This window comes from Pseudomonas sp. R3-57, from assembly GCF_051132065.1.
Taxonomy (GTDB): Bacteria; Pseudomonadota; Gammaproteobacteria; order Pseudomonadales; family Pseudomonadaceae; genus Aquipseudomonas.
Window position 1 is genome coordinate 596,918 of sequence record NZ_CP071655.1, and the last position, 17,481, is coordinate 614,398.

The 17,481-nt window shown below is 60.8% G+C and carries 15 protein-coding genes; 9 read left to right on the forward strand and 6 right to left on the reverse strand.

Going from position 1 to position 17,481, the window contains the following annotated elements; translation table 11 throughout:
* Window positions 1–229 precede the first annotated feature (229 nt).
* A complete protein-coding gene (locus tag J3P93_RS02735; protein ID WP_434594939.1) occupies window positions 230–676 on the forward strand; it encodes a response regulator in 447 nt (148 codons plus the stop codon).
* Window positions 677–887: 211 nt separating this feature from the next.
* Here the strand turns inward: J3P93_RS02735 and J3P93_RS02740 are convergent, their stop codons facing one another.
* Window positions 888–3,065, reverse strand: a complete 2,178-nt coding sequence (locus J3P93_RS02740; RefSeq protein ID WP_434594942.1) for a malate synthase G — start codon at window positions 3,063–3,065, stop codon at window positions 888–890.
* Window positions 3,066–3,610: 545 nt separating this feature from the next.
* Between J3P93_RS02740 and J3P93_RS02745 the strand changes: the two genes are divergently transcribed.
* Window positions 3,611–4,129 carry a glycine cleavage system protein R gene (locus J3P93_RS02745; protein ID WP_203419758.1) on the forward strand — a complete coding sequence of 173 codons (519 nt, stop codon included), beginning with the start codon at window positions 3,611–3,613 and terminating at the stop codon, window positions 4,127–4,129.
* A 221-nt stretch (window positions 4,130–4,350) separates the two neighbouring features.
* On the opposite strand, the gene rarD is transcribed toward J3P93_RS02745, so the two are convergent.
* The 5 genes from rarD to J3P93_RS02770 form a co-directional block, all read right to left on the reverse strand.
* Window positions 4,351–5,238 carry an EamA family transporter RarD gene (rarD, locus tag J3P93_RS02750; protein WP_434594945.1) on the reverse strand — a complete coding sequence of 296 codons (888 nt, stop codon included), beginning with the start codon at window positions 5,236–5,238 and terminating at the stop codon, window positions 4,351–4,353.
* A 206-nt stretch (window positions 5,239–5,444) separates the two neighbouring features.
* Window positions 5,445–6,419: a serine/threonine protein kinase gene (locus J3P93_RS02755; RefSeq protein WP_434594948.1), complete on the reverse strand. Its 975-nt coding sequence runs from the start codon at window positions 6,417–6,419 to the stop codon at window positions 5,445–5,447.
* A 166-nt stretch (window positions 6,420–6,585) separates the two neighbouring features.
* On the reverse strand, window positions 6,586–8,487 hold the full coding sequence (locus tag J3P93_RS02760) for a PhoX family protein (RefSeq protein ID WP_434594951.1): 1,902 nt from the start codon (window positions 8,485–8,487) through the stop codon (window positions 6,586–6,588).
* Between the two features lie 70 nt (window positions 8,488–8,557).
* Complete coding sequence (locus tag J3P93_RS02765; RefSeq protein WP_434594953.1) at window positions 8,558–9,322, reverse strand: TOBE domain-containing protein; 765 nt, start codon at window positions 9,320–9,322, stop codon at window positions 8,558–8,560.
* A 183-nt stretch (window positions 9,323–9,505) separates the two neighbouring features.
* Window positions 9,506–10,240: a ComF family protein gene (locus J3P93_RS02770; RefSeq protein WP_434594956.1), complete on the reverse strand. Its 735-nt coding sequence runs from the start codon at window positions 10,238–10,240 to the stop codon at window positions 9,506–9,508.
* A 90-nt stretch (window positions 10,241–10,330) separates the two neighbouring features.
* Between J3P93_RS02770 and bioB the strand changes: the two genes are divergently transcribed.
* The 7 genes from bioB to J3P93_RS02805 all read left to right on the forward strand — a co-directional run bounded on the left by bioB (window position 10,331) and on the right by J3P93_RS02805 (window position 17,414).
* Window positions 10,331–11,386, forward strand: coding sequence for a biotin synthase BioB (gene bioB / locus J3P93_RS02775; RefSeq protein WP_090286921.1), 1,056 nt, complete (start codon window positions 10,331–10,333; stop codon window positions 11,384–11,386).
* Between the two features lie 160 nt (window positions 11,387–11,546).
* Complete coding sequence (gene bioF, locus J3P93_RS02780; RefSeq protein WP_434594958.1) at window positions 11,547–12,725, forward strand: 8-amino-7-oxononanoate synthase; 1,179 nt, start codon at window positions 11,547–11,549, stop codon at window positions 12,723–12,725.
* The gene (locus J3P93_RS02785) at window positions 12,718–13,449 is read left to right on the forward strand and encodes an alpha/beta fold hydrolase (RefSeq protein WP_434594960.1); all 732 of its coding nucleotides are present in this window, start codon (window positions 12,718–12,720) and stop codon (window positions 13,447–13,449) included. Before bioF ends, J3P93_RS02785 begins: the two co-directional genes overlap by 8 nt.
* Window positions 13,442–14,251: a malonyl-ACP O-methyltransferase BioC gene (bioC, locus tag J3P93_RS02790; RefSeq protein WP_434594963.1), complete on the forward strand. Its 810-nt coding sequence runs from the start codon at window positions 13,442–13,444 to the stop codon at window positions 14,249–14,251. Before J3P93_RS02785 ends, bioC begins: the two co-directional genes overlap by 8 nt.
* Window positions 14,248–14,928 (forward strand): dethiobiotin synthase, encoded by a 681-nt coding sequence (gene bioD, locus J3P93_RS02795; protein ID WP_434594965.1) that lies wholly within the window; start codon window positions 14,248–14,250, stop codon window positions 14,926–14,928. The genes bioC and bioD overlap by 4 nt, the downstream gene beginning before the upstream one ends.
* 108 nt (window positions 14,929–15,036) lie before the next feature.
* The gene (locus tag J3P93_RS02800; protein ID WP_434594968.1) at window positions 15,037–15,333 is read left to right on the forward strand and encodes a pyrroloquinoline quinone biosynthesis protein PqqE; all 297 of its coding nucleotides are present in this window, start codon (window positions 15,037–15,039) and stop codon (window positions 15,331–15,333) included.
* Between the two features lie 275 nt (window positions 15,334–15,608).
* Window positions 15,609–17,414: an acyl-CoA dehydrogenase C-terminal domain-containing protein gene (locus tag J3P93_RS02805; protein ID WP_206414581.1), complete on the forward strand. Its 1,806-nt coding sequence runs from the start codon at window positions 15,609–15,611 to the stop codon at window positions 17,412–17,414.
* Window positions 17,415–17,481: the final 67 nt, after the last annotated feature.

Sequence of the window (17,481 nt, forward strand, 5' to 3'; positions counted from 1 at the left end):
GTTGTCGGATCGTTGCGGCCATGGTCGACCCCTGCGCTCGGGGTGCCCATTGGACGTAAGTCTAGGTTTTGCCATCATCGGCGCGGTTTCGGAGATGCCCTACGCAAACCGTCGGAATTTCCGCTGTTCAGCCCCTTGGAAAAAAATCCGACGAAGTGCACATTGAAGCGCTGCCGGGCGATGTCAGACGACTGTGCCAGGTGATTGATTCGAATACTTAGAGAGCGCCATGTCCGACCACGATATTTTGAGCGATGCCGAGCGCGAAGCGCTCAGCGCAGTCATGCTCGAGCCCGATCTGCCACCGCAGCGCGTCCTGATCGTCGATGACGACAAGGATGCCCGCGAGTTGCTCTCGGAAATTCTTGCGCTCGACGGCATCCGCTGCCTGACCGCAGCCAGTGGCGAAACCGCGCTGAAAATGCTCGAAGAAAAGCCTTCGATCGGACTGGTGATTACTGACCTGCGCATGGGCAATGTCGATGGCCTGGAGCTGATTCGCCAGGTGCGCGAGTCGGTGCGGGCGGCGATGCCGATCATCATTGTTTCCGGCGATGCCGACGTGAAGGACGCGATCGAGGCGATGCATTTGAGCGTGGTGGATTTTCTGCTCAAGCCGATTGATACGGGGAAGTTGCTGGGGTTGGTGAAACACGAATTGGGTATCGAACCCTAGGACCTGCCGCTCTTTCGCTGATCGTTCCCACGCTCTGCGTGGGAACGCTTCCACGGACGCTCCGCGTTCGGCTTTTGAAGGGACGCAGAGCGTCCCGGGCTGCATTCCCACGCGGAGCGTGGGAACGATCAACAAACCCAATCCCAGCGCACAAACAAAAAGGCCCTGATCTCTCGATCAGGGCCTTTTTAATTTCCAGCATCAACGCCAGTTACAGACCATTCGCAGCCTTGAACTCACGACGACGACGGTGCAGCACCGGCTCGGTATAACCGTTCGGTTGCCTGGTGCCCTCGATCACCAGTTCGACCGCCGCCTGGAAGGCGATGTTGCTGTCGAAGTCCGGTGCCAGCGGGCGATACAGCGGGTCGTTGGCGTTCTGCCGGTCGACCACTGGCGCCATGCGCTTGAGGCTTTCCATGACTTGCGCTTCGGTGACGATACCGTGGCGCAGCCAGTTGGCGATGTGCTGGCTGGAGATACGCAGCGTCGCACGGTCTTCCATCAGGCCGACATCATTGATGTCCGGCACTTTCGAGCAGCCGACGCCCTGGTCGATCCAGCGCACCACGTAGCCGAGAATGCCCTGGGCGTTGTTGTCCAGTTCGTTCTTGATCTGCTCCGGCGTCCAGTTCGGCTTGACCGCCAGCGGGATGGTCAGGATGTCGTCCACCGAGGCGCGGGCACGTTTGGCCAGTTCGGCCTGGCGGGCGAACACGTCAACCTTGTGGTAGTGCAACGCATGCAGCGCAGCAGCAGTCGGCGATGGCACCCAGGCAGTGTTGGCGCCGGCCAGCGGATGGGCGATTTTCTGTTCGAGCATCGCCGCCATCAGGTCGGGCATGGCCCACATGCCTTTGCCGATCTGCGCACGACCTTGCAGGCCGGTGCTCAGACCGATATCGACGTTCCAGTTTTCGTAGGCGCCGATCCACTTCTCAGCTTTCATGTCAGCCTTGCGCACGACCGGGCCGGCTTCCATGGAGGTGTGGATTTCGTCGCCGGTGCGGTCGAGGAAACCGGTGTTGATGAACACCACGCGCTCGCTGGCGGCCTTGATACAGGCTTTGAGGTTGACCGTGGTGCGGCGCTCCTCGTCCATGATCCCGACTTTCAGCGTGTTGCGTTGCAGGCCCAACACGTCTTCGATGCGACCGAACAGCTCGTTGGTGAACGCCGCTTCTTCCGGGCCGTGCATCTTCGGTTTGACGATGTACACCGAACCGGTACGCGTGTTGCGGCGCGACGTATTGCCGTTGAGGTTGTGCATCGCTGCCAGGCAAGTGACCAGACCGTCGAGAATGCCTTCCGGCACTTCGTTGCCCTGCTTGTCGAGGATCGCGTCGATGGTCATCAGGTGACCGACGTTGCGCACGAACAGCAGCGAACGGCCGTGCAACGTCACTTCACCGCCGTTCGGCGCGGTGTAGGTGCGGTCCGGGTTCATGGTGCGGGTGAAGGTCTGGCCGCCCTTGGACACCGATTCCGCCAGGTCGCCCTTCATCAGGCCGAGCCAGTTGCGGTAGATCAGCACTTTGTCGTCGGCATCAACGGCAGCCACGGAATCTTCGCAGTCCATGATGGTGGTCAGGGCTGCTTCCATCAGGATGTCTTTGACGCCGGCGGCATCGGTCTGGCCGACCGGGGTGCTGGCGTCGATCTGGATTTCGAAGTGCAGACCGTTGTGTTTCAGCAGGATGGCGATTGGCGCATTGGCGTCGCCCTGGAAACCGATCAGTTGAGTGTCGTCGCGCAGGCCACTGTCGCTGCCGCCGTTCAAGGTAACGACGAGTTTGCCGTCAGTGATCTTATAGCCGGTCGAGTCGACGTGGGAGCCTGCAGCCAGTGGCGCGGCTTCGTCGAGGAACGCGCGGGCGAAGGCGATGACTTTGTCGCCACGCACCTTGTTGTAGCCTTTGCCTTTTTCCGCGCCACCTTCTTCGCTGATCGCATCGGTGCCGTAGAGGGCGTCGTACAGCGAACCCCAGCGGGCGTTCGAGGCATTGAGCGCGAAGCGCGCATTCATCACCGGCACCACCAGTTGCGGGCCGGCGGTACGGGCGATTTCGTCATCGACGTTTTGTGTCGTGGCCTGGAAATCAGCCGCTTCTGGCAGCAGATAACCGATCTCTTGCAGGAAAGCTTTGTAGGCCACGGCGTCGTGCGCCTGACCTGCATGCTGCTGATGCCAGGCGTCGATGCGCGCCTGGAAGTCATCGCGTTTGGCGAGTAGGGCTTTGTTCTTCGGCGCCAGGTCGTGAATGACCTTGTCGGCACCTTCCCAGAATTGCTCGGCGGTGAGGCCGGTACCGGGAATGGCTTCGTTGTTCACGAAGTCGAACAGGACTTTGGCGACCTGCAGGCCACCGACTTGAACGTGTTCAGTCATTGCTTGCCTCACTCTGCTCAGCTATTTCGCTTTTCAGCTCTTCAATTTAAACAATGAAGCCTCGGGCCATTTAAACCACAAACCTGCCGACCAGTACATGCCATTGCTGGCGGCTGGGCTAGGACCAATCAACGGCTTGAGGGCCTTGCTGACGGGGCTTTCAGGGTTGCGAACAGGCCTGGGCGGACATCGATCCGGCGTTATGTAGTGCGCGCTGCGGCATACTACATGATGAGTTGCGCTTGTGAAAATCAGACTAATTACGTCGTTCTGCGACCTCATGACGCATTGCGGTCACGTCGCGGAACGGGATGTTCTCAAAAAAGCATTGGATTGTTCCAGTTAAATATCGAAAGTTGTACACGATTTCTTTGCTCAGATATCTCGCTGGTGCGGCTATTCGCGAGCAGGCTCGCTCCCACGGGGATCGCATTGCCAATGTGGGAGCGAGCCTGCTCGCGAAAGCGTCGGTCCACCCAACGCAAAACAAGCCCTTGCCTATACTTGCCCTTCGATAACAAAAGTCATGCACAGAGGGCTGCGCCATGGACCATCTCGTACTCACCGTTTTCGCCCCGGACAAACCCGGGCAGGTCGAGCGCATCGCCCAATGCATCGCCGAGCACGGCGGCAACTGGCTGGAAAGCCGCATGTCGCGGATGGCCGGGCAGTTCGCCGGGATCCTGCGCGTGGGCGTACCGGCAGAGGCTTACGATGAATTAGTCGATGCCTTACAAGCACTGACGGCGCACGGTATCCGTGTACTGGTCGCCGAAAGCGGCATCGAGCAGTCCTGCACCTGGAAGCCGATCGCCATGGAGCTGGTCGGCAATGACCGCCCCGGCATCGTCCGCGACATTACTCGGCTGTTGAGCGAGCAGGGCGTCAATCTTGAAAGGCTGGTCACCGAAGTGCGCCCGGCGCCGATGAGCAGCGAGCCGCTGTTTCACGCCGAAGCGATTCTGGCTGTGCCACTGACGTTGTCGCTAGACGTGTTGCAGGCGCGCCTGGAAACCCTGGCCGATGATCTGATGGTCGAGTTGGTGTTACGCACAGAGGTTTGAGCCGTGCGGGTTATCCAGTTTAAACGTGCACCTGCCTGTGGATAACCTGTAGAGACCGAGCGCCACGCCACGCCCGCCGTGGCTTTGCGGCGTTTGATCAAAAAACCGCCAGTATTCAGTGACTTGCACACAAACGGCGGGGATCACGCTGTGGATAACCTTGGGAAGGAACGATACAGGCCACGAGAACCGTGGCCTGTGGAGGTTTGTGCGTTTTTTGATCAGCTGCGACGACGCAAACTTATCCACGCATCGACGCTGTATACCGCCAGGCCCGCCCAGATAAAGATGAACGCAACCAGCGTGCTCGACGACAAATGCTCGCCAAACAACAGCACTGCCTGCAACAGCACCAGGGTCGGCGCGATGTATTGCAGGAAGCCGATGGTGGTGTAAGGCAGATGCCGGGTCGCTGCGTTGAAACACACCAGTGGCACCAGCGTCACCGGGCCGGCGGCTACCAGCCACCAGGCTTGGGAGGTGCTCCAGAATTCAGGCTGCACGCTGGTCGCGGTCTGGTTGAACAACAACCACGCAATCGCAATCGGCACCAGCATCCAGGTTTCCACCACCAGCCCCGGCAAGGCCTTGACCGGTGCCTGTTTGCGAATCAGCCCATAGAAACCGAAGGTCAGCGCCAGCGCCAGCGATACCCACGGCAGACTGCCGACCTGCCACACCTGCTGCGCCACCCCAACGGCGGCGAGCCCCACCGCCAGCCACTGCATGCGCCGCAGTCGCTCACCGAGAATCACCATGCCCAGCAGCACGTTGATCAACGGGTTGATGTAATAACCGAGGCTCGCTTCGAGCATGCGGCCGTTGTTCACCGACCACACATAAGTCAGCCAGTTGGCCGCGATCAGCGTGCCGCTCAAGGCCAGGATCGCCAGACGCTTGGGGTTGTCGAGCAATTCGCGCAGCCAGCCCGGGTGCTTCCACACCATCAACAACAGCGCGCCGAACAACGCCGACCACAGCACACGATGGATGATGATCTCGACCGCCGGCACTTCGGCGATGGCTTTGAAATAGATCGGGAACAGACCCCAGATGATGTAGGCACTCAGGCCCAGAATGTACCCGCGACGCGGGTTGGCGGCTTGCATGCAGAATCCTTGCTTTGGCAGCTGACAAAGGAGGGATTGTAAGGAGATTTGTCCGCAGATGCCTTAGCGGATAGGTCGGGAAATTGTGAACACCGAACAAATGTAGGAGTGAGCCTGCTCGCGATAGCGCTCTGACATTCAACATTTTCGTTGCCTGATAAAACGCTATCGCGAGCAGGCTCACTCCTACAGAGGATGGAGGTGAATCAGAAGAGCTTCAGCGGTTCTTCATTCAGCGCCGCCAGTTGCTCGCGCAGCGCCAATACCTGATCGCCCCAATAACGCTCGGTGCCGAACCACGGAAAGCTGTGCGGGAACGCCGGGTCGTCCCAGCGTCGCGCCAGCCAGGCGCTGTAATGCATCAACCGCAGGGCGCGCAGCGGCTCGATCAGTGCCAGTTCACGCGGATCGAAATCGTGGAATTCGTTGTAGCCATCCATCAGTTCCGACAACTGCCCCAGACAGTCCTGACGATCACCGGCGAGCATCATCCAGATGTCCTGCACCGCCGGGCCCATGCGGCAGTCATCCAGATCGACGATGTGGAACATTTCGTCGCGGCACATCATGTTGCCGGGGTGGCAATCACCGTGCATGCGGATGTTCTGGTGCGGGGTATTGGCGTAGGCATCTTCGACGCGCTTGAGCAGGTCGCGGGCGACGGACTCATACGCGGGCAGCAGGCTTTTCGGAATGAAATTGCCTTCCAGCAGGGTATTCAGCGAAGCGTGGCCGAAATTCTGCACGGCGAGGGCTTCGCGGTGTTCGAACGGTTTGGTCGCGCCCACCGCGTGGATGCGCCCGAGCAACTGGCCGAGGCGATACAACTGATCGAGGTTGCCCGGCTCCGGCGCGCGCCCGCCGCGGCGCGGAAACAGGGTGAAGCGGAAACCGGCATGCTCGTGCAGGGTTTCGCCGTTGTGGATCAGCGGCGCCACCACCGGGATGTCCACATTAGCCAATTCAAAGGTGAACTGGTGCTCTTCGAGGATGGCTTCGTTGGTCCAGCGCTGCGGACGGTAGAACTTGGCGATCAGCGGTTCGGAGTCTTCGATGCCGACCTGATAGACACGGTTTTCATAGCTGTTGAGCGCCAGAATGCGCGCATCACTGAGGAAGCCGATACTTTCAACGGCATCGAGGACGAGGTCGGGTGTGAGGGTTTCAAACGGGTGGGCCATGCTGACTCCTGCGCGCAGCAGGCTGCCGCGTCCGGCCCGGCATGTTAGCGCAGATGACGGCGGGGAAGTTGGTTGTTGTCCTTGCTGATGCCATCGCTGGCAAGCCAGCTCCCACAGGTTTTGCGCAAGACCTTGTGGGAGCTGGCTTGCCAGCGATGAGGGTTTATCAGGCGCCGACGATCCCGCCATCCTCTCGGGTAATCGCCATCACCGACGACCGTGGCTTGCCGTTAGGCAGATGCTCGGGGAAGGTCGAACCACCGTTTTCGCCCGGATGCTGGATCCCGACAAACAGGGTTTTCTGATCCGGCGAGAAGCTGATCCCCGTCACCTCGCAACCCACTGGCCCGACCATGAACCGGCGAATCTCACCGGTCTTGGGGTCGGCGCAGAGCATCTGGTTGTTGCCCATCCCGGCGAAGTCGCCGGCATTGCTCGAGTCGCCGTCGGTGAGAATCCACAGGCGGCCGGCCTTGTCGAAACCCAGGCCATCCGGGCTGTTGAACATGTTCTGCGGGGTGATGTTGGACGAGCCGCCCTTCGGCGTACCGGCATGTACGCCGGGGTTGCCGGCGACCACGAACAGATCCCAGGCAAAAGTTTTCGAGGCGTGATCGTCGCGGTCGGTGCGCCAGCGCAAAATCTGTCCGTAGACGTTCTTCTCGCGCGGGTTCGGGCCGCCCACCGGTTGGCCGTCCTCGCCACGTTTGGCGTTGTTGGTCAGGGTGCAATAGACCTGGCCATCCTTGGGGCTGACGACGATCCATTCCGGGCGATCCATGCGCGTCGCGCCGACGACACTGGCGGCGAGGCGTGCATGAATCAGTACTTCGGCCTGGTCGGCAAAACCGCTGCTGGCGTCGATGCCGTTTTTGCCGTGGGTCAGTTCGATCCACTGGCCCTGGCCTTTCGGGTGATCGGGATTGCCGTCACCGGCATCGAATTTCGCCACATACAATGTGCCGTGATCGAGGATATTGCGGTTGGCTTTGGCATTGCGGTGATTGATGCGGTCGCGGCTGACGAATTTGTAGATGAACTCGCCACGTTCGTCGTCGCCCATGTACACCACGGCACGGCCGTCGTCGGTCTCGGCGAGGGCGGCGTTTTCGTGCTTGAAGCGGCCCAGCGCGGTGCGTTTGACCGGGGTCGATTGCGGATCGAAAGGATCGATCTCGACCACCCAGCCGTGACGGTTCAGCTCATTCGGGTTCTTGGCCATGTCGAAGCGCGGATCGTACGGGTGCCAGTTGATCTCGCGGCTGGCGGCCGTTACGCCGTAGCGTTTTTGCGCAGCGTCAAATTGCTGCTGGGCATTGCTGCTGCCGAAGCAATCGGTGAAGTTCTCTTCGCAGGTCAGGTACGTGCCCCACGGGGTTTTGCCGTTGGCGCAGTTCTGGAACGTGCCGAGGACTCTTTTGCCGTGCTTGTCGGCGGTGGTCTTCATCAAATCGTGACCGGCGGCCGGGCCGCTGATGCGCAGCGGCGAGTTACCGTGAATCCGCCGGTTGTAGCGCGAGCCCTGAACGAACTGCCATTGGCCGTTCTTGCGCTGCACCTCGATCACCGATACGCCTTCACAGGCCAGCGCCTTGCGCACGTCTTCGGCCGACTGCGGCATGCCGCCGTGCGGATAGAGGTAGCGATAGTTGGTGTATTCGTTGTTGATCGCCATCAGCGCGCGGTTGCGGTCATCCGGGAAGGCGAACAGGCTCATGCCGTCGTTGTTGTCGCCAAACTGCACTTCCTGTGCGGCCGCGGTGCCATTGCCGCTCGGGTCGAAGGCCGGGCCGTTCTTGTGCAGCGGCTGGCCCCAGCTGATCAGCACCGAAGACTTGTAGCCCTTGGGCAGGCTGATCGCGTCGCTGGTCGCGGCGGGAATGCTGTCGAAACCGAGCAGACGGCTGTTGCCGGCGCTGACACTGGCCGCCATCACGCTGCGGCTCAGCAGGTTGCCGCCCAGAAACATCGCGGCACCGCACAACGCACCGGCGCTGATGAAACCGCGACGGCTGAGGCCGACCATTTTTTCCAGATCGGTGGATTGGTTTTCTTCTAACAGGCTCATCTCAGGCTCCCTGCATGGTTTTGGCAGCCACCTTAATGAGCAACGATGACGCTTTCGTTGCAGCGCCCGCTCAGAGCGGGGTGCCGATCAGCACATTGCTCGGCGAAAACTGCACACGCACCGGCTGACCGACCCCCAAGCCGCGTTCGCGCAGCTCCGGCGGTTCGGCCAGCGCGCAGAGGGTGTGGCCGTTGGGCAAAGAAATTCGCACTTCGCTGGGGCCGTCTTCGGCATCGAGAATCGCCTCGATGAGGCCGTCGAGAATATTGTGTCCCGACGTTGCGACTTGCTCGCCGCCAAGCAATTCCAGCCAGCCGGCCTTGATCAGCGCAACCACTGGCGTGCCGATCTGCAGCTCGAGGTGCAGGGTGCTGTCGTGAGTGATTTGCGCATCCAGGCACAGGCCTTCGGCCAGTTCGAGGCGGATCAGGTCGTTGCGGCCCTGACTGCCGATCGCTACGACCTTGCCGTGCAACTGATTGCGCGCGCTGGTTCTGAGCATTAGTCGCCCGAGCAGGTCCAGGTCACTGGCATCTTCGGCGGCTTCGAGCACTTGGGCCTGCAGGGCTTGCAACTTTTGATAGAGGCGCAGCACACGTTCGCCTTCGCTGGACAGTTTGGCACCACCACCTCCCTTACCGCCGATTACCCGTTCGACCAGCGGTTTGTGTGCGAGGTTGTTCAACTCATCGATGGCGTCCCACGCCGCTTTGTAACTCAGGCCCGCGCTTTTCGCCGCGCGGGTGATCGAGCCCTGCTCGGCGATGTGTTGCAACAGGGCGATGCGCTGCGGACGGCGCACGATGTGTTGGGAGAGGAGCGTGGGTAGGGACATATCAGAACGCTTCTGGCGCGGGCGACGAGATGGACGTTGGCCATTTGCAACGCACGAGTCAAGCCGAACACAAAACCTGTAGGAGTGAGCCTGCTCGCGATGGCGCCATCAAAGGCGACATCTATGCTGGCTGATCTACCGCTATCGCGAGCAGGCTCACTCCTACAGGGAATTGTGAGCAGCTCAGCTTCCGGGTTTTGGCGTGCGCGCCAGGCAATACACATCGACCCGCGCGGCCCCGGCATTCATCAGTACTCGGGCCAGCGCCTGAGCCGTGGCGCCAGTGGTCAGCACGTCATCGATCAGCGCGAAATGCCGACCGCTTACCGCTGCGTTTGGCACCAGATCGAAGGCGTTGCGCAAATTACGTTTACGCGCATTGGCGTCGAGATCCTGCTGCGCATCGGTCTCCTTGATACGGCGCAAGACCTGTTCTTCGCAATGCAGATCCAGCGATTTGCTCAGCCAGCGCGCGAGCATTGCCGCCTGGTTGAAGCCGCGTTGACGCAAGCGTTTACGCGCCAATGGCACCGGCACCAACGCATCGGGCATGGGCAAATCTTCGTCGAAGCGATGTTGCAGGTATTGCCCGAGAACATCGGCGAGCAGGTGACCAAACGGCCATTTTGCGTTGTGTTTAAAGCGCGTAATCAGACTGTCCACTGGGAAGCCATACAGCCAAGGCGCGGCGACCTGCGTAAACGCAGGAGGCTCTAGCAGGCATGCTCCGCAGGTCAGGCCATCGGCAATCAATGGCAAAGCGCAGCGCTGGCAGTGGCTGCCGAGCCAGGGCAACTCGGTTTCGCAGGCCACGCAGATTGGCATTTCTGCTTCTGCGGGCTCATCACACAACAAGCAGGTCTGTACGTTTTTTAAACAGATGTAAACCGGTCCTTCGTATCGTGGTTGACAGCGCATGACACTTCCTTAAATATGCCGAACATCCGTGTAGCGCCTGTGGGTATTCCGTTTCCCCGGCGCCAGCCAAGCATAACCAAGGAATTGCCCATGAGCGCGAGCACCACCGCCACCCTGCGTCACGATTGGTCTCTGGCCGAAGTCAAAGCACTCTTCGTACAGCCATTCAACGACTTGCTGTTCCAGGCGCAAACGGTGCACCGCGCGCACTTCAACGCCAACCGCGTTCAAGTCTCGACGCTGCTGTCGATCAAGACCGGCGCCTGCCCGGAAGACTGCAAGTACTGCCCGCAGTCCGGTCACTACAACACCGGTCTGGAAAAAGAAAAGCTGATGGAAGTGCAGAAAGTCCTCGAAGAGGCGGCGCGCGCCAAAGCCATCGGCTCGACACGCTTCTGCATGGGCGCCGCGTGGAAACATCCATCGGCGAAAGACATGCCCTACGTGCTGAAAATGGTCGAAGGCGTGAAAGCCATGGGCCTCGAAACCTGCATGACCCTCGGCCGACTGGACCAGGAGCAGACCGAGGCGCTGGCCAAGGCTGGCCTCGACTACTACAACCACAACCTCGACACCTCGCCGGAGTTCTACGGCAGCATCATCACCACGCGCACTTACAGCGAGCGCCTGCAGACGCTGGCTTACGTGCGTGAGTCGGGCATGAAAATCTGCTCCGGCGGCATTCTCGGCATGGGCGAGTCGCTGGATGACCGCGCCAATCTGCTGATTCAACTGGCCAACCTGCCAGAGCATCCGGAATCGGTGCCGATCAACATGCTGGTCAAGGTCGCCGGCACCCCGCTGGAAAATGCCGAAGACATCGATCCGTTCGATTTCATCCGCATGCTCGCCGTGGCGCGCATCCTCATGCCGCAATCCCACGTACGCCTGTCGGCCGGTCGCGAAGCGATGAACGAGCAGATGCAGGCGCTGGCGTTTTTCGCCGGCGCCAACTCGATTTTCTACGGCGACAAGCTGCTCACCACCGCCAACCCGCAGGCGGACAAGGACATGCAGCTGTTCGCCCGCCTGGGCATCCAGCCGGAAGCGCGCGAAGAACATGCCGATGAAGTCCATCAGGCGGCGATCGAGCAGGCATTGGTGGAGCAGAAGAGCAGCGAGCAGTTCTATAACGCTGCCGTCTGATTTTGAAGCGATGCAAGCACCTGTGGGAGCTGGCTTGCCAGCGATAGCGGACTGACTGTCGACATGGATGCTGAATGCGCAGCCCTCATCGCTGGCAAGCCCGCTCCCACAGGTGCCGTGTCTATCTGGATTCATGTGTTCTGATTTTTTCGAGGCCTGCATGTCTTTCGATCTCGCCGCACGCCTTGCCGCCCGTCGTGCCGAAAACCTCTACCGCCAGCGCCCGCTGCTTGAATCCCCGCAGGGGCCGCAAGTGGTGGTCGACGGTAAACCGTTGCTGGCCTTCTGCAACAACGATTACCTGGGCCTGGCCAATCACCCGCAAGTGATCGAAGCCTGGCGCGCCGGGGCCGAGCGTTGGGGCGTCGGCGGTGGCGCCTCGCACCTGGTGATCGGCCACAGCGGCCCGCATCACGCACTCGAAGAAGCGCTGGCGGACCTGACCGGCCGGCCGCGTGCGCTGTTGTTCACCACCGGTTACATGGCCAATCTTGGCGCAGTCACAGCGCTGGTCGGGCAGGGCGATACAGTGCTCGAGGACCGGCTCAATCATGCTTCGCTGCTGGATGCCGGTCTGTTGTCGGGTGCGCGCTTCAATCGCTATCTGCATAACGACGCGCAAAGCCTGGCCAATCGTCTGGAGAAAGCTACCGGCAATACCCTGGTGGTCACCGATGGCGTGTTCAGCATGGACGGCGATATCGCCGATCTGCCGGCATTGGCCCGAGAAGCCAAGGCCAAGGGTGCCTGGTTGATGGTCGATGACGCCCACGGTTTCGGCCCGCTCGGCGCGACGGGCGCAGGCATCGTCGAGCATTTCGGCCTCAGCCAGGAAGACGTGCCGGTACTGGTCGGCACCCTCGGCAAAGCCTTCGGTACGGCAGGCGCCTTTGTCGCCGGCAGCGAAGAACTGATCGAAACGCTGATCCAGTTCGCCCGCCCGTACATCTACACCACCAGCCAGCCACCGGCGTTGGCCTGCGCGACGCTGAAAAGCCTCGAGCTGTTGCGCAGCGAACACTGGCGTCGCGAACATCTGCAGACGTTGATCCGCCAGTTCCGCCACGGCGCCGAGCAGATCGGTCTGCAATTGATGGACAGCTTCACGCCGATTCAGCCGATCCTGATTGGCGATGCCGGGCGTGCAGTGCGCCTGTCGCAGATGCTGCGCGAGCGCGGGTTGATGGTCACGGCAATCCGCCCGCCGACCGTGCCCGCCGGCAGCGCGCGGCTGCGCGTGACCCTGACCGCCGCCCACAGCGAGGCGCAGGTACAGCTATTGTTAGAAGGACTGGCCGACTGCTTCGCCCGGCTATCGTCGGAGTCCAGCCATGCGTGATCGTCTGATTTTGCTACCCGGTTGGGGGCTTGGCATTTCGCCAATGGAACCTTTAGCGGCGGCATTGCAAGGGCTGGACGAGCATCTGACGGTCAGCATCGAGCCGTTGCCGGAGCTGGATTCCAGTGACCCGCAGGACTGGCTCGATGAACTCGATGAACGTATTCCTCAAAACGTGTGGCTTGGCGGCTGGTCGCTGGGCGGCATGCTGGCGGCCGAGCTGGCAGCGCGCCGTGGCGAGCATTGCTGCGGCGTGCTGACGCTGGCGAGCAACCCTAGTTTTGTCGCCCATGAGCAGTGGCCGAGTGCGATGCCGGGCGAAACGTTCGATGCGTTTCTGGCCGGGTGCCAGGCCGACCCGCGCGCGACTCTCAAACGCTTTTCGCTGCTGTGCGCCCAGGGTGCGCAAGATCCGCGTGGACTGTCGCGCCTGTTGCTCGGCGCGGCGCCAAACACCTCGCCTGCCGCATTGATGGCCGGGCTGGAATTGCTCGCGCAGATGGATATTCGCGAGGCGCTGCAAGCGTTTCGCGGTCCGCAGTTGCACGTGTTCGCCGGCCAGGACGGTCTGGTGCCTGCGGAAGCCGCCGGGGCCTTGTTTGCGTTGTTGCCGGATATCGAAATTGGCCTGATCGAACAGGCCAGCCATGCGTTTCTTCTGGAAGACCCCCACGGACTGGCGGGCGCAATCCAGGCTTTTCTACACGAGTGCGCCGATGACTGATTTGTCCCTTGTGCTGCCTGGCGGCTTGCCCGACAAGCGTCAGGTTGCCGCATCTTTTTCACGTGCAGCGGCCAGTTATGACAGCGTCGCCGAGTTGCAGCGTGATGTCGGTACAGAGTTGCTCGCGCGTCTACCGCTGGATTTCGTCCCCGCACGTTGGCTGGATCTGGGCTGTGGCACCGGCTATTTCACCCGCGCGCTGGCCGCGCGTTTTGCCGAAGGCCAGGGGCTGGCGCTGGATATTGCTCAAGGCATGCTCAACCACGCGCGGCCGCTGGGCGGCGCCGAGCACTTCATTGCCGGCGATGCGGAGCGCCTGCCGTTGCAGGATTCGACCTGTGATCTGATCTTCTCCAGCCTCGCGGTGCAGTGGTGCGCGGATTTCGAGGCGGTGCTCAGCGAGGCGTTGCGCGTACTGAAACCGGGCGGAATTTTTGCATTTGCTAGTCTTTGCACAGGGACGTTGTTCGAGCTGCGCGAGAGCTGGCGGCAAGTCGACGGGCTGGTGCATGTCAACCGCTTCCGCGAATTTGCTCGATATGAGCGGGCGTGCGCAGCCAGTGGCCTGCGTACGTTGAGTTTGGCGAATCAGCCGCACGTGCTGCATTACCCGGATGTGCGCAGCCTGACCCATGAGTTGAAAGCGCTGGGCGCGCACAATCTTAATCCCGGGCGGCCAGGTGGTTTGACCGGGCGCGCGCGGATTCTCGGGCTGGTCGAGGCTTACGAGCGGTTCCGCAAGGCGTCGGGATTGCCGGCGACTTATCAGGTGGTCTACGCCGTGTTGGAGAAACCCGTATGAGCGCAGCCTATTTCATCACCGGCACCGACACCGATGTCGGCAAAACCACCGTCGCCACCGGTTTGCTGCACGCGGCGCGCTCGGTGGGGTTGAGTACAGCGGCGGGCAAACCGGTGGCGTCCGGGTGCGAAGTCACGCCCAAGGGTTTGCGCAACGCCGATGCGCTGGCGCTGCTGGCCGAATGTTCGTTGCCGCTGACGTATCAACAGGTCAATCCGCTGGCCTTCGAACCGGCGATCGCCCCGCATCTGGCGGCGCGCGAAGCGGGGGTGGCGTTGACCGTGCAATCGTTGTTGGCACCGATGCGCGGGATTATTGCCATGAATGCCGATTTCACCTTGATCGAAGGTGCCGGCGGCTGGCGAGTGCCGTTGGCCGATCAGGATAATCTGTCGGATCTGGCGATCGCGCTGAAGCTGCCGGTGATTCTGGTGGTCGGCGTGCGGTTGGGTTGCATCAGCCATGCCTTGCTCACGGCCGAGGCAATTGCTCGGGATGGCCTGCAATTGGCCGGATGGGTGGCGAATATCATCGACCCGAAAACCTCGCGGCTTGAAGAGAACCTGGCGACACTGGCTGAGCGAATTCCGGCGCCGTGCCTGGGCCGCGTGCCGAAACTCAAGGCGCCGAGCGCCGAAGCCGTGGCCGAGCATTTGCAACTGGATCTGCTCGACTAAGCTTTTTTCTATGGGCAGGCACTGTGCCATTAGTGTTTTTGACGGGTGTTTTTCTGGCGGCTCTGCTTCAATGGCGCCTGTTGATCCTTTCCAGGGATGAGAGCTGTTATGGAAATCTCCGGTAGTACCGCTTTTTACGCAGGTCTGAGCTCGATTCAGAGCGGACAAAACCGCGTCGATCAGGCTGCCAGCCAGATCGCCAACAACACCATCGAACGTTCGGTGACCAGCCAGTCGTCCGAAGTGCAGGTCGACCGTCTGCGCGGAGTGGATCGCGCTCAGCAATCGGATCTGGCCAGCAATATCGTCGAGATGGCCCAAGGCAAGGTCCAGGCAGAGCTGGGCGTGAAGGTGGCCAAGGCTTCCGACGAAATGCTCGGGACAATCATCGACACCTTCGCTTGATCCGTTTCTCGTTTCGCTAGTGAACGCCGCGCCTTGTCGCGGCGTTTTCGTTGTAAGTCCTTCTCTCTCAACTAATCTTTTCCAGGGCACCCGCGACTCATTCGAGTCTGTGGCGATTTGCCGCGCGCGCCTTTGAAAAAAACCGAAGACAAATGGCAAAAGAACGCCGCTTGACAAGATTTCGGCGTAAACGTATGTTTCAAACAACTGTTTGACCGTCACAACAAATCAACGCGGTCGTTCATTCCCGGTTACATCAGCAGAGGTTTATCGCTATGCCTGACTACAAGGCCCCCTTGCGTGATATTCGCTTCGTTCGTGACGAACTGCTCGGCTACGAAGCGCACTATCAGAGCCTTCCGGCTTGCGCAGACGCAACTCCGGACATGGTTGACGCCATTCTCGAAGAAGGCGCCAAGTTTTGTGAGCAGGTACTGGCACCGCTGAACCGCGTGGGCGACCTCGAAGGTTGCACGTGGAGCGAATCCGGGGTGAAAACCCCGACCGGCTTCAAAGAGGCGTACAAGCAATTCGTCGAAGGTGGCTGGCCAAGCCTGGCGCACGACGTAGCGCATGGCGGTCAAGGCCTGCCGGAGTCGTTGGGTCTGGCGGTGAGCGAAATGGTTGGCGAGGCCAACTGGTCGTGGGGCATGTACCCAGGCCTGTCGCACGGCGCAATGAACACCATCTCCGAGCACGGCACCCCTGAACAGCAGGAAGCCTATCTGACCAAACTGGTCTCCGGCGAATGGACCGGCACCATGTGCCTGACCGAACCGCATTGCGGTACCGACCTGGGCATGCTGCGCACCAAGGCCGAACCACAGGCTGACGGTTCCTACAAAGTCTCCGGCACCAAGATCTTCATCTCGGCCGGCGAACACGACATGGCCGATAACATCGTCCACATCGTACTGGCCCGCCTGCCGGACGCACCGGCTGGCACCAAAGGCATCTCGCTGTTCATCGTTCCCAAGTTCATGCCGAATGCTGATGGCACCGTCGGTGCACGCAACGCAGTGACCTGCGGTTCGCTGGAACACAAGATGGGCATCCACGGCAACGCCACGTGCGTGATGAACTTCGACGGCGCCACCGGTTACCTGATCGGCCCGGCGAACAAAGGCCTGAACTGCATGTTCACCTTTATGAACACCGCACGTCTGGGCACCGCGCTGCAAGGTCTGGCCCACGCCGAGATCGGTTTCCAGGGTGGCCTGAAATACGCTCGCGATCGCTTGCAAATGCGTTCGCTGACTGGCCCGAAAGCGCCGGACAAAGCCGCAGACCCGATCATCGTCCACCCTGACGTACGCCGCATGCTGTTGACCATGAAAGCCTTCGCCGAAGGCAACCGTGCAATGGTGTACTTCACCGCGAAACAGGTCGACATCGTCAAATACGGCGTCGACGAAGAAGAGAAAAAGAAAGCCGACGCACTGCTGGCGTTCATGACGCCGATTGCCAAAGCCTTCATGACCGAAGTTGGTTTCGAAGCCGCCAACCACGGCGTGCAAATCTACGGCGGCCACGGTTTTATCGCTGAGTGGGGCATGGAGCAAAACGTTCGCGACAGCCGCATTTCGATGCTGTACGAAGGCACCACCGGTATCCAGGCCCTCGACCTGCTGGGCCGTAAAGTGCTAATGACCCAAGGCGAAGCCCTCAAGGGTTTCACCAAGATCGTGCACAAGTTCTGCCAGAACAACGAAGGCAACGAAGCCGTCAAGGAATTCGTCGCACCGTTGGCTGCACTGAACAAGGAATGGGGCGAGCTGACCATGAAGGTCGGTATGGCCGCCATGAAAGATCGCGAAGAAGTCGGCGCGGCCTCCGTGGATTACCTGATGTACTCCGGTTATGCCTGCCTGGCGTACTTCTGGGCCGACATGGCACGTCTGGCTGCCGAGAAGCTGGCAGAAGGCACTGGCGATGCGGCGTTCTACACCGCCAAGCTGCAGACCGCGCGCTTCTATTTCCAGCGCATCCTGCCGCGTACCCGCACCCACGTGGCCACTATGCTGTCGGGCGCCAACAACCTGATGGACATGAAAGAAGAAGACTTCGCGCTGGGCTACTAAGTCCTGCCGCTGTCCGCTGAAACCGCTGCCCTGTGAGGGGCAGCGGTTTTTTTTATTGCCGATTCGC